Genomic DNA, 12,604 nt, shown 5'->3' with positions numbered 1-12,604 from the left:
CGAACAAAACTTAATCTCGAAAGATAAACAGACCCTGCTTTGTACTGAAAAGAAGAGGGAAGAGATTAAATGAGGAAGGGATATGACAGACATTAAAAAAGCCCGAGTCAGACTCGAGCTTTCAAAGATATTCAGCGTGGTCAGCTTACACGTAGTACGCTTCAACTTCGCCTTTAAGCTTGATTAGCATTGGGTTACCGAAACGGTCTTTTGCTTTAGGAGAAGCAATTTTTACCCAACCTTCGCTGATGCAGTATTCTTCTACGTCAGTACGCTCTTGGCCGTTGATACGAATACCGATTTGGTGCTCGAAGCATTCTTTGATGAAGAATGGGCTACGTGGGTTACCCGCTAGGCGATCTGGTAGAGCTGGTTTAGCTGTATCTGTCATGTTTGTGACCTAAATTCCGTAAAAAGTGCGCTATTGTAGTCAGTGCACTGTGTGTGTTCAAGATATGTTGAGAGTCGATGCGTTGTTTAACTTTCAAGTACCGCCTATAACCCCTTTAAATACTGCGCGTTGGCTGTCGGTTGAATCATGGGATGCAGCGTTTGGATGGCTTGTTCGCTGTACTCTGCAAGTAGAGCTAAGAACGCGTCAATCAACTCAGGTTTGATTGCTGAGACTTTCGTTTCGGTCTGGATATCACGCAGATCGATCAACACATCAGTACACAATTGCGGCAGATCGTGCAGCACTTGCAGGTTTAAGACGTTGTACTCGCTGTAGATTGAATTGTGACTGCCTTTTTGTTTTTGCACCACATACGGATTGTCTTTTAAGTTGATGATAGACGTACGTTTATCACAGCGTTTCAAACAACCTTTGTTGACCTTAATCTTGCGGCATCCTTCGGTTTGTTGGAACAAACATTGGCGGCTCGTGAGTAGGGTATTTGGATGATAAATGCTGTAGAAGCAGCGCATGTTTTGCGGGCGCTTGATATGGCGCATCTGCTTCATATTCAGCTCGTTAGAAACAAACGCGCCACTTGCCGCGACCTCGTCTTGAAGGCATTTAAACGCGTATGAGTTCACCGTGTTCATTTGTGGGCCTGCCACCCAGTCTAAGCCGAGCTCTTTTGCGATCATGCCGACGCCTGAGTTGTTGGTGATCAACAACTCAGGTTGGATGGTTTCCAAAAATACGCGCACGGCGTGGTAGTCTTCGCCAATCAAAATGGCTGGGAACCAAGGTTTGAGCATTGGATTGGCTTGGAACAATTCAATCATCGCGCTCAGTTCACCAGACAATCCCATTGGCAGTTGATAGTAAACATCAATGTCGCGGTATTCGCACAGCATGGCTTCTTGTGCTGACGAGATCAGAACCGATAATTTTGGCGCACCTTGGCGAGGTTCTGGTTGAGGTAATGCTGGCAGAGTTGGCACATCAATCGACCCTTTCAAGCTGCTGCCGGATACTTGTGTCGAAGCGACATCGAACGACTTGGTTTGCTCTGCCACTTTCTCAATGATCGCGGTTTTGTCGTCGTAGAGTTTCTTTTTCACCGCTTGCACATCATCAGCAGACTGGCATTGATAAACCTTCGAAAAATGCTTTACAGCGTGGTCGCGCGGGTTGTCGATGTACATCGCCTTGCCGAAATCACCTTGCAAAAATGCGTTGGAGAAATCACGGTTGAACACCGTGTACAACTCGGTTGTGTCTTCAGAGAGTTCCAAACCCTCGCACAAGCGATCGATTTGCTGGCGCCAATTGTCGACCACGGTATAGACGTAGTGCGATTTCTTGATTCGTCCTTCCACTTTTAATGAATACACGCCAGCATCGGCAAGCGCTTCCAAGTCCCCAAAGGCGGAATTGTCTTTCATATTGAGTGGGTAGTTGTTGCCCGTTTTGGTCGTTTCGTACTGTTCGCGACAAGGTTGGCTGCAGCGTCCACGGTTACCTGATGCACCATTGCGAGCGGAACTGATATAGCAAATTCCGGAGAATCCGATGCAGTATGAGCCGTGGACAAACACTTCCATCATTACGTTGTGCTCGCGACCAAATTGCGCCAGATGTTTTATTTCATCGATGTTAAGTTCGCGAGATAGATTTACTCGGCTTGCGGTGAGCTGGTTGAGAAAGAGGATCTGGCCTTCGTTATGCGTGTTCAGTTGCGTTGAAGCGTGCACATCCAAATCGGGAAAGTGATGTTTGAGAATGTAGGCCAGACCGAGATCTTGCACGATCACGCCATCGATTTTGGTGGTGTTCAGTTGGCTGAGTAAGCGAACAATCGCCGGAATTTCACTTTCTAAAATCAGCACATTCAACGTTAGGAAAATCTTACAGCTGTGCTGGTGGGCTAACGTTAACACGCCATTTAAGTTATCTAAGGTGAGGTTAGTCGCTCGGTTACGAGCATTAAAGCGGTCGAGCCCACAGTAAATTGCATCGGCGCCAGCGGCAATGGCGGCTTTGATGGAATCTAAATCGCCACCGGGTGCCAATAACTCAAATTGATCGCGTGTCACTACTTTTCTCTTTCTTACTAAAATAGGCTGCAAATGTTACGTATTTCACGCTTTTGATGCTCAGCTAGTTAACGCTTTATTAATCTGAATCAATTAATCCGTGTTACACGGTCGACTCTTGAGTGGGTAGAGTGCAATTCGCGATAGCGGAATCTGACTTCTATAGTTTTCCTACACTTGGTTTTTCTATATTTAGTTTTCTACTCAGAGAGAGGAAGGGACGACAAATGAAAAAAGTAATGATGGGGTTGGTAGTGGCGTTGGCGTCATTGAGTACGTTGGCTGGGGAGGGTGTGGTAACCGTTGCGAGCACGCATTCAGCAAAAGATACGGCGGATAAATTTGTCGCTATCGCGCAAGAAAAAGGGTTGAACGTCTTTGCGCGCATTAACCATCAAGAGAACGCCGTGAAAGTCGATATGACGTTGCGACCAACTGAAGTTATCGTGTTTGGGAACCCTAAAGTGGGCACACCACTGATGATCTGTGCGCAGGAGGTGGCGCTCGATTTACCCCAAAAAGTGTTGGTGTATGAAGATGCTGAAGGTAAAACGTGGTTAGCTTACAACGATCCGATGTATTTAAAGCAGCGCCATCATATTGAAGGCTGTGACGAGGTATTGAACAAAATCAGCGGCGTGCTGAGCAATTTAACCAACGCGGCGGCGAAGTAGGGCTGGTTATTGGCTTCGCTTTTTTTACTCCGAAAACAAAAAGCCAACCTCACAAGGAGGTTGGCAAATCTTACCTAGATTGGGGGAGGTAAGATCAGGAGGTGGCGAGTACGCTGTGCACTTCTGACTTAATTGAGTCAGACTGCGTACCGAAAATCGCTTGTAAACTGTCGCCAATCACTAACACATCTCGCGCGCCAAGTTCTTTTAGCTTAGCAACATCAACGTTAGCGATGTCTTTCACCGAGACACGCAGACGAGTGATACACGCATCGACTGACTTAATATTGGCTTTGCCGCCCAATGCAGCGACTACATCCACCGCAATTTCATCAGGCTGTCCGGCAATCTTCACTTCTGCAATGTCGGTTTCACGACCCGGCGTTTTTAGATCCAACTTCACAATTAGGAAGCGGAACAAGCCATAGTACAGCGTCGCCCAGATTGGACCGATGATGATGAACATCCACGCGTTGCTCGACATTGGGTAGTAAAGGAAGAACTGGATCGCGCCGTGCGCAAAGTCAGTACTGTGTTTGATTTCCAAAAATGCGGTGATCGCAAACGCAATACCAGTTAGGAAAATATGGATCACGTACAGCACTGGCGCGACGAATAGGAAGGTAAATTCGATTGGCTCTGTGATACCAGTTAACCAAGAGGTCAACGCCGCAGACATCATCAAACCACCGACGATTTTCTTACGCTCAGGAGACGCGCAGTGGTAAATCGCCAATGCCGCTGCTGGTAGCGCCCACATGGAGTACATAAAGCCACCAGACAGATAACCTGCGGTTTTATCGCCCGCGAAGAAGCGAGTGAGCTCACCGGTAAACTCTTTGCCGGTTTCTGGGTCTACATAGCTGCCGACTTCAAAGAAGAACGGCGCATTCCAGATGTGGTGCAAACCAACCGGGAGTAGTGAACGTTCGCCCGCGCCGTAAACCGCCCACGCGAGTACAGGGTTTTGGTACGCTGCCCAATGAGAGAATGCATCAAGAAGTTGTCCGACAGGTGGCCATGCAAACGCGAGAATCGCACCAACGACGATCGCCGATAGACCGGTGACAATGGGCACAAATCGCTTACCCGCGAAGAAGCCCAAATATTCCGGCAGTTTGATGTTGTAGAAGCGGTTGTACATGATTGCCGCCACCGCACCGATAAAGATGCCGCCAAACACCCCGGTTTGCAGCGTCTCAACGCCCATGATCGTGGCGTCAGTTTCTAGGCCGCGCAGGCCAGTCACGATACCGAGCGATGCGTTCATAATAATTAGGCCAACTAAGCCTGCGAGCGCAGCCGCACCGTCATTGCCTTTTGATAACCCGAGCGCCACACCGACCGCAAACATCAACTGCATGTTGCCGAACACGCCTTCACCGGCGGCGAGCATCACTTTGTTGACCGCGTCTGGAATAAACGCAAAACCCGCGTTACCAATACCCAGCATCAAGCCAGCCACTGGTAACACCGCCACAGGCAGCATCAACGACCGCCCTATTTTTTGTAGTTGTCCAAATATACTTGCAAACATGGTTTCCTCCTGACGAATGCCAGTGTTGTAGGACCTGATTCCTTCAGGTCATGTTGTTTCACGTAAGGTCAGGATGATCATAGCGAGCAAGGCGGCGCCTAAGGTTACAAAAGGCAATCAGTTTGTAAGTGGTCGCTTACAAATCTCTTACACCGAGAAGTGAAAATTGTAATCGGCTCGATTGTGAATGTGCGTTTAAGAATGCATCATATTGGCCAGCGCCAAACTCAGGGACGGACACAGGGAAAGTAGGATGGAAAACAAGCAGATACTGGTCGTCGATGACAACCTCGACCTTCGCGAAGCGTTGTCGGATTACCTTGGTCGCGCTGGGTTTGAAGTGCTTTGCGCGGAAAACGGCGGCGCGATGTGGCAACTGCTCAACGATCACCATCCTGATTTAATCATCCTCGATATTATGATGCCCGGTGAAGACGGCTTTACCCTGTGCCAGAAACTGCGCAAAAACTCCGATATCCCGATCATCATGCTGACCGCAGTCACTGAAGAAGCCGACCGAGTCGCAGGACTAGAAATGGGCGCTGACGACTACATCACCAAATCATTCAGTCCGCGTGAACTGCTCGCGCGCATCAAAACGATTCTGAGACGCAGCCAAACGACCGCCAATAGCAAACTGACGCGTAAAGTGCGTTTTGACGATTGGTTATTAGATACCGTAACCCGGCAACTGACCCACGTTGCTAGCCGCGAGGTTAAGCAACTTAGTGGCGCGGATTTGTCGCTGCTCGGTTTGTTCGTCAACCACGCGCAATCAATATTGTCTCGCGATGACATTGCGCGCGAGATCTGGGGACGCGATGCCGACCCGTTTGAACGCGGCATTGACGTGCAGATCAGCCGCTTGCGTCATCACCTTGAAGATAAAGACCGTTCGCTGATCCTAACAGTGCGCAATAAAGGCTACATGCTGACCACGGACGTGCATTATGAGAATTAAACGCTGGACGGGATCACTGGTCGTTCGCACCAGTGTGTTCTTGTTGCTGGTGATCATTCTGGCGCAGGTATTATCCGGAATTATCTGGTATCAACACGCCAGCGAACGCGATAAAGAGGGCCTGACCACCACAGTCAAAAGCTTAGCACTGAGCGCTTCTTCTACCATCGCCTTCTTTCAAACCCTCCCTTCGGAATATCGCCACTTGGTGCTCAATCAACTACGCAACATGGGTGGTACGCGCTTTTTCGTCTCACTCAACAATCACCAGATTGACGTCGACCCGCTGCCAGAGAGCGAGCGCAAAACGCTGGTCATCAACCAAGTTCGTGAAGTATTAGAAAGCGAGCTGAGCGGCATTCCTAATATCGAGGTGGAGTTCACCCAGCGCGACAAACTCAAAGTGTTCAACAACGAGCTACCTATCGATGAACTGCCACTATTGTGGGCGCATTATTCGCTTTCGTTTGGTGACCTCAATCCACCCATTCTGGTGATGCAGGTCGAAGTCGCGCAGAACGAATGGTTTTATCTCGCGGCGGTGCTACCCGCGCCTTACATCAACCTAGAGACTAACTATTTTGAGCTGCGCCAATGGCTGACGCTATTGCTGTCCGCGCTAATGCTGTTGCTGTGTACCTGGTTTATCGTTCGCAAAGAAATTCAACCAATTCGAGAGCTGGCAAAAGCCGCAACCCTGATGTCGAGCCGATTAGACGTGCCCGAAGTTTCTGAGCGCGGCAGTAACGAACTGAAAGCGGCGGTACGTGCGTTTAACAAAATGAATCGACGCATCGACAGCCACATTAAAGACCGCGAGATGCTGTTCAGCGCCATCTCCCACGATCTGAAAACGCCGATTGCCTGCCTAAAACTGCGAGCGGAAATGCTGGATGACGACGCCGACCGAGAACGCTTTATCCGCCTGAGTAACGACCTAGATTTGATGGTCAAAGGCGCATTGCAATGCATTAAAGAGACCGATATCCACGAGGAAATCGAGCCGATCAATTTCACCCAACTGATTCAGCACATTTCCTCCAATATCGCCGATGCGCCGGACACAATTCGCATCCACGGTGAAATCCGCACCCACTTTGCTGGTAAACCGTTAGCGATTAAGCGCTGCATTCAGAATCTGGTCGATAACGCGCTCAAATACGGCCATCAAGCGGACATTACGCTGAGTGAAAGCCCAGAGTCGATCCAGATTGAAATTGAAGATCACGGTGGCGGCGTTGACGATTTATTACTTGAAAAGCTCTGCCAGCCATACTTCCGCGCTAGCAACGATAAAGAAGGCAGTGGGCTGGGGTTAACCATTTCACAGAGTATTGCAAAGGCTCATGGCGGCAACTTGTTGCTGAGCCATTCTCAGTTTGGCGGCCTCTGCGCCACGCTGACTTTCCCGAGAGACTGACTATGAACAAACTGGCATTCTTGTTCCCACTGTTGCTCGCCCCTTGCGTCGCTCACGCTGAGTCGCCACAAGGGGTAGAGTTTTTACATTGGTGGACTTCTGACGGCGAACAGCAAGCGCTGCAAACACTCAAAGCTCAGCTAAAACGGCACGATATTGAGCTGCTGCAAAGCCCGGTGCTAGGCGGTGGTGGCGACAGCGCAATGACGGTACTGCAAGCTCGCGCGCTGGCGGGCAATCCACCGAGCTTCGCGCAAATAGAAGGGCCAAGTATTAAGGCGTGGGATGCCATCGGTATTTTGCACAACGTCAACACGGTAGCGGATGAGCAGCGCTGGGACGAGGTGCTCTACCCGCTGTCTATTGAAATCAATAAAACACAAAACGGCTATATCGCCCTGCCACTTACGCTGCACCGTTTGAACTGGTTGTGGGTCAACCACAAACTGCTTAAACAACTGAATCTGTCCGCGCCGAAAAACTGGCAAGAGATGTTCGCTGCCATGGAGCTTGCTAAGCAAAATGGCATTGTACCGATCGCGGTCGGTGAGCAGCCGTGGCAAGTCGCCCAACTTTTCGAGAACTTAGTGATCTCCACTGGCGGCGTTGAGTTCTACACCAATGCGATGGTTAAACTTGAGCGAGATAGCATCGACAGCGACACCCTGCGCCAAGCACTGACGCAATTTCGTCGCCTCAGTTTGTTGATCGACAACCAATTGCCCGACAGTAAGTGGGATACGGCGACCCAAGCGCTAGCCGACGGTCAAGCACTGTTTCAAATCGGCGGTGATTGGATATTAGGTGAGCTGCTCGTCAATCAAGTCTCGGTTCCGCAAGAGGTCGGCTGTTACCCAACGCCGGACAGCGATGGTGTATTCCTCTACAACATGGACAGCTTGGTGTTTATGTCGAGCAAGTCGTTTTCTGCCGAGGCGGCTCAGCAAACCGCAAGCGCGCTGGCAGACGTCGAGTTTCAAGCTAAGTTCAATAAGGTAAAAGGCTCGATTCCGGTGCGTACCGATATCGACATCAGCGATTTTAATCCGTGTCAGGTCCAGTCATATCAAGACTTTCACTACGGCGTTAAACACAACCTCGCTGTGCCGAGTATGATTGATTCAATGGCGGTCAATCCGGTTGCTCAGCAAGCGATAAACTCGGAAATCTTCCGTTTTTACCGCAATCCCAAGATGGAACCCGACGAGCTGATAAAACGCATTATTGCTATTTCGCAAAGCGGTTAATGGCAATTAATTTGTGCCGAGTGGAATAAAAAAGCCCCAATGATTGGGGCTGAGTAAAGCGAAGTATGCCGTTTAAAAATAGTGGAAGATCGGCGGTTCATGCATCAAGAAGTTTTGATGGGAGATGTTCCACGCATAGGCGCCCGCTAAGGTAAACACAACGTAATCACCAATATCGACGTGGGCGACGTGTTGATTGCGTGCCAGCACATCTTTGGGCGTACAAAGCTGGCCGACAAAGGTCGCTTGTGCATGCTGAATTGGATGAGAAATCTCATGGTGTTGCTCGCTTTTCAGGATGACGAATGGATGATCATGGCTCTGCGCCGCTGGCGTGCGGAAGTGGTGAGTTCCTCCGCGCGCGATGACAAAGTTTTCGCCAAGATTTTGCTTAATATCCAGTACTTCCATCACGTAATAACCGCATGCCGCCGTGATGAAACGTCCGCATTCAAAACGCAGTGTCCAGTCTTGCACTTGCTCTTTGGCGATGAGGAATTCCAACTTGTCGCAAAACTCCATCCACGGAAAGTGTTGCTCAGGGTTTTGGTAGTTAATCCCCATGCCGCCGCCCAAGTTGATCATCAGCTCACTGAGTTCGAACTCCTGCTGCCACGTTTTCACGACTTGGAAATAGCGCTGCATTAACGCTAAGTGACGTTCAACATCGAGCTGATGCGACATCAAGTGAAAATGGAAGCCTTTGAGTGACACTTGCGGGAAATCGCGCAGCAACATCAAAGCATTACTCAGCTCGGACTCGTCCAAGCCAAATGGAGTCGGCTTGCCACCCATCGCCAACTTGCTGAGCGTGATGTCGCCAATATCGATGTTCATACGCAAAAAGATCGAAGCAGGGCGGTTGAGGCGCTCGGTTAGTGCTCCAATGCGTTGTAGCTCGGTGAGGCTTTCGACATGAATTGCATCAACATCAAGCTCAATCGCTTGTTGCAATTCACTTAGCATTTTTCCGGGGCCACCGAAGATCAATGGCTTATCGAGTTGTTGCTGGTGGAGGTGTGTCAACTCCCCGCCAGATGCCGCTTCAAAACCATCGACATACGGCGCGAGCGTTTTAAGAATCGGGCCCGATGGATTGGCTTTGGCTGCGTAAAATAGCTCGACATTTCTCGGCAAAACGTGACGCAGTTGTTTGATGTGTTCTTCTAAGGCGCTTAGGTCATACACGTATGCGCACAAGGGTTGACTTTGCTGCTGTGCGAGTGTGTGAACTTGTTGGCTAACGCGTGTCGGTAGAGAGAGGGAATTAGACATGTTGCGCTCCTTTTTCGTGTTGCTGCCAAGGCGTGGCGACTTGGGTATAGCCCGACTCCTTATCGGCTTTTTGCATCAAACGCGTGGTGAAATTATTTTTGCTCGGGAAGTGACCGCCATTCAGCAACGCTTCTAGTTCCGGCTGTTTTCCATTCACTGATTGCCAACGCACAATGGCACTTTGCACCGCATTCCATAGCGTTTGCTCTAGTGGCTCATCACCTTCTGCGATGAAGAAAATCGCTTCGCTGATGTTGTTGATAAAGGTGCAGTATCCGATGCGATTCCAGCCTTGTTCGCGACTGTAGTAAACCGATTGTCGCGCGCGTTCAGACAAATCAGTTAATGTTTCTGCTGGCCAGAACTCTGGCAGTAATTTAGTGCCTTCCAAATCACGAATCCAAACACAACACGGCATCTCTTGCTCAAAGCCAATCAAGGTGTTTTGCAAATGCGGCTCAAACGCCACCCCGTGTTTGAAGTAGTAATTAAACACGCCCGGAATTAGGCAATGCAAATAGCGCTCAAGCCACAGTGTCGCGATGTCGGAATAGCGATTTTGCGTAGTACGCGCTTTGTTTTTAAGGCGTTGAGCAATGCAACTGTTGCCGTTTTTGTCGTAAGCAAACAGAGCGCCAGCGAGGGTTGGTTTTAAGATATCGACTTCGCTCAGCGAGAAATTTTCGCGATACAAAATCCCAAACGATTCGCGCGCTTTGGTGTTGTCATCCCAATTACGCTCAGCGACACTTTCTAGATTCAATGTGGTGGCGTAAGGCTCTGTCATCACTTTAAATACGGGGTTGTGCAGCTGTTCGTTTTCTCGAATTGGTTTGAGAATCGACGTGAGCTGCACGGCGCTGTCGAGTTCGTACCACGCGTTTTTGCGCACGCAATTGGTTAATCGTACGTTGATGGAGAATTTCGCAAACCAATCCATATCTGGGTGGTAGAGGGTACGAACTGAAGAGGTCGGCTGCATCTTTTCACCACCTAAACCCAGTGGCGTGATCTTGCCTTGTTCAATGGCACGCTTCACGCTTGGGTTGCTCAAAATGGTGTAGCTTTCCCAAGGATGACAAGGGTAGAGGGTCTTCCCATTGCTGGTGGCGTGTTGTGGCGCGAGCTGTTGTAGCATGTGCTGAGCAGGGTTAGCTTCTCCGTCGGAACTCAGCACATCAAGTAAGGACGTATCCACTTCAAACCAGTACAGCGGGACTTGCGCGCCGACTTCTGGAGAAAACGCCAAGAGATCATCCATGGTGACGCCCGAACGACTTTTTGGGGTCGGATGGAAAGTATGCCCCCAAATCAGAGACTGTTCCGAAGCGATAAACTCGTTGTGATGCGATTTGGGCGCGACGTTGAGAAACTGCTCGGTAACCAGCACGCTATTTTCCAGTTGTTCGATCAGCTCATGGTTAAATGGGATCGCCAATACCTGCTTGAGATAGTTAAGCAAAAGCGTAAGAGTTTGCGTGGCATCCAATTTCGCCCAACCAGATCCCGGCATTTTCGCCCATGGCAGTTCTGCCAATTTGATTTTGCCCAGTTTGCTCGCGTAGTGAATCGGCAAAACCAGCACGCCATTTTGTTGAGAAAGATAAACGGCTACCCGCTGCTTGGCGGAATAGTTGCGTTTTAACGTTTGGGGTAGCGATGTCGATTGGTAGTGCCATTCCACTTGTTGATTCGGTAGCGCAAATTCACGTAAGTAACAATTAAGAACACCCATAATCGTGTTGAGTTGGGCCTTCTCCCGATTGAGCTGCACATCATGCGCGCGCAACTCGCTAGTCTGAGAGGATTGAGTTTGTAACATGTTGATTTCCAAATTTTGAATGGAGAACCAGCGCGATCAAGGTGATTACGCTGACTATCGCAGAAAGTAGGAAAGGAACCTCAAGTAGCCCCAAGCTAGAAATGAAAGAAGCGCAAAATCCCGCTGCCACGCCACCCCATTTGGACATGGCATCAAAGCGAGAAAATACTTTGCCACTGAGTTTGCGATCCAGATTGCTCGCAAGATGCTGATGCAATCCGTGATAACAACACACCATCGCGATGCCGAAGATAATTCTCGCAGCAATGAGTGTGGTTTCGGACGCAATCAAATGCAAGGCAGAGCTCAAGGCAAGCAATGCAAACCCGAGCCACAACGTGCGCAGCGGTTGATGGCGATTCAGCCCATCTGACCACACGTGGATTTTGCCTGCCAGCAACAGATAGACGCCATGCGGCAGTGCGTACAAAAAACTGATCCATGCGTGGTGAGTGATGCCATATTGCTGCACAAACGGCGAGAAATAAGGAAAGGTCACCACCATAGAAAACGCAAACCCGAACTGAGCAAAGAAGATCCAGCGAATGGCATGCATTGCGTTTTTCTTTGCAACAGGTTGTTCTTGCTGAGATTCTGAGTCTGGCTTTTCGAGGTTTTGTTCGGCGGGTTTATCCGCTGGCAGTGTTAGCGTGATGCCCATCGCAATTAAAGGCAAAACGCATAACCAAAGGTACGCGTTGAGCGGGTTGGTCTCTGACAAGCTCCAGCCGAGCCCAATTGGCGCAACGATCAGCGCCAAGCGAGCAGATAGTTGGGTTTTATTAAGTGACTTGCCGAGTGTTTTGGCTTCTTTAATTTGACTAGATAAGTAGCTGTTCGAGGCGGCCATGGTGCCGCCAAAGGTTCCTTGAACAATAAGACCAAACACAAACATGGCGAGGTTGTCTGCCAAGCCGCACAGCGCAAACCCTGCTGCAAGGCCAAGTTGTGCACGCAAGAGTGAGCGGCGGCGACCGTAGCGATCGGCAAAGTTGCCCCAAAATCGCGCCGCCAACGCAGTACAAAACGTGGGTAGGATAAACAATACCCCTGCCCAGTCTGCATCAATGCTTGCGCCTAACGTTGGCAACACGACGGGTAGAAATAGCGGCATACCTAACGCGGCAAACGCAGCGATAAAGTGGCACAACAACACACTGTAGATGAGTTTGGTCATAATC

Annotated in this window: 10 protein-coding genes; 4 read left to right on the top strand and 6 right to left on the bottom strand. The window is 49.7% G+C overall.

The features are described from left to right. Nucleotides 1-145 precede the first annotated feature (145 nt). The gene (locus R7040_RS07260) at nt 146-391 is read right to left on the bottom strand and encodes a DUF3297 family protein (protein WP_005374689.1); all 246 of its coding nucleotides are present in this window, start codon (nt 389-391) and stop codon (nt 146-148) included. A gap of 104 nt (nt 392-495) precedes the next feature. Continuing rightward, the gene (locus tag R7040_RS07255) at nt 496-2,487 is read right to left on the bottom strand and encodes a U32 family peptidase (RefSeq protein ID WP_318095533.1); all 1,992 of its coding nucleotides are present in this window, start codon (nt 2,485-2,487) and stop codon (nt 496-498) included. A gap of 227 nt (nt 2,488-2,714) precedes the next feature. On the opposite strand from R7040_RS07255, the gene R7040_RS07250 reads away from it, so the two are divergent. After that, nucleotides 2,715-3,161, top strand: a complete 447-nt coding sequence (locus R7040_RS07250) for a DUF302 domain-containing protein (protein WP_213895989.1) — start codon at nt 2,715-2,717, stop codon at nt 3,159-3,161. Nucleotides 3,162-3,255: 94 nt separating this feature from the next. Here R7040_RS07250 and ptsG read toward each other — a convergent pair whose 3' ends face one another. After that, the gene (ptsG, locus tag R7040_RS07245) at nt 3,256-4,698 is read right to left on the bottom strand and encodes a glucose-specific PTS transporter subunit IIBC (protein ID WP_081248216.1); all 1,443 of its coding nucleotides are present in this window, start codon (nt 4,696-4,698) and stop codon (nt 3,256-3,258) included. Between the two features lie 253 nt (nt 4,699-4,951). On the opposite strand from ptsG, the gene R7040_RS07240 reads away from it, so the two are divergent. The 3 genes from R7040_RS07240 to R7040_RS07230 are packed head-to-tail and all read left to right on the top strand — an operon-like array spanning nt 4,952 to nt 8,326. Then, nucleotides 4,952-5,659: a response regulator gene (locus R7040_RS07240; protein ID WP_029804119.1), complete on the top strand. Its 708-nt coding sequence runs from the start codon at nt 4,952-4,954 to the stop codon at nt 5,657-5,659. Beyond that, a complete protein-coding gene (locus R7040_RS07235; protein ID WP_064354997.1) occupies nt 5,649-7,079 on the top strand; it encodes an ATP-binding protein in 1,431 nt (476 codons plus the stop codon). The genes R7040_RS07240 and R7040_RS07235 overlap by 11 nt, the downstream gene beginning before the upstream one ends. 2 nt (nt 7,080-7,081) lie before the next feature. Continuing rightward, nucleotides 7,082-8,326: an ABC transporter substrate-binding protein gene (locus R7040_RS07230; RefSeq protein WP_064354996.1), complete on the top strand. Its 1,245-nt coding sequence runs from the start codon at nt 7,082-7,084 to the stop codon at nt 8,324-8,326. A 72-nt stretch (nt 8,327-8,398) separates the two neighbouring features. On the opposite strand, the gene R7040_RS07225 is transcribed toward R7040_RS07230, so the two are convergent. The 3 genes from R7040_RS07225 to R7040_RS07215 are packed head-to-tail and all read right to left on the bottom strand — an operon-like array spanning nt 8,399 to nt 12,600. Continuing rightward, a complete protein-coding gene (locus R7040_RS07225) occupies nt 8,399-9,601 on the bottom strand; it encodes a type III PLP-dependent enzyme (protein ID WP_064354995.1) in 1,203 nt (400 codons plus the stop codon). Then, a complete protein-coding gene (locus R7040_RS07220; protein ID WP_064354994.1) occupies nt 9,594-11,423 on the bottom strand; it encodes an IucA/IucC family protein in 1,830 nt (609 codons plus the stop codon). Before R7040_RS07220 ends, R7040_RS07225 begins: the two co-directional genes overlap by 8 nt. Further along, complete coding sequence (locus tag R7040_RS07215) at nt 11,395-12,600, bottom strand: MFS transporter (RefSeq protein ID WP_318081160.1); 1,206 nt, start codon at nt 12,598-12,600, stop codon at nt 11,395-11,397. Before R7040_RS07215 ends, R7040_RS07220 begins: the two co-directional genes overlap by 29 nt. Between the last annotated feature and the right edge of the window lie 4 nt (nt 12,601-12,604).

This window comes from Vibrio sp. 1069, assembly GCF_033340555.1.
The sequence above is the reverse complement of the archived record's forward strand: the minus strand, read 5'-3'. Positions and strand labels throughout refer to the sequence as shown.

Bases quoted from the DNA above. Each gene is read 5' to 3' on its own strand.
- R7040_RS07260 (WP_005374689.1), bottom strand. From the start codon at position 391: ATGACAGATACAGCTAAACCAGCTCTACCAGATCGCCTAGCGGGTAAC.
- ptsG (WP_081248216.1), bottom strand. From the start codon at position 4,698: ATGTTTGCAAGTATATTTGGACAACTACAAAAAATAGGGCGGTCGTTG.
- R7040_RS07220 (WP_064354994.1), bottom strand. From the start codon at position 11,423: ATGTTACAAACTCAATCCTCTCAGACTAGCGAGTTGCGCGCGCATGAT.
- R7040_RS07240 (WP_029804119.1), top strand. From the start codon at position 4,952: ATGGAAAACAAGCAGATACTGGTCGTCGATGACAACCTCGACCTTCGC.
- R7040_RS07225 (WP_064354995.1), bottom strand. From the start codon at position 9,601: ATGTCTAATTCCCTCTCTCTACCGACACGCGTTAGCCAACAAGTTCAC.
- R7040_RS07215 (WP_318081160.1), bottom strand. From the start codon at position 12,600: ATGACCAAACTCATCTACAGTGTGTTGTTGTGCCACTTTATCGCTGCG.
- R7040_RS07250 (WP_213895989.1), top strand. From the start codon at position 2,715: ATGAAAAAAGTAATGATGGGGTTGGTAGTGGCGTTGGCGTCATTGAGT.
- R7040_RS07230 (WP_064354996.1), top strand. From the start codon at position 7,082: ATGAACAAACTGGCATTCTTGTTCCCACTGTTGCTCGCCCCTTGCGTC.
- R7040_RS07235 (WP_064354997.1), top strand. From the start codon at position 5,649: ATGAGAATTAAACGCTGGACGGGATCACTGGTCGTTCGCACCAGTGTG.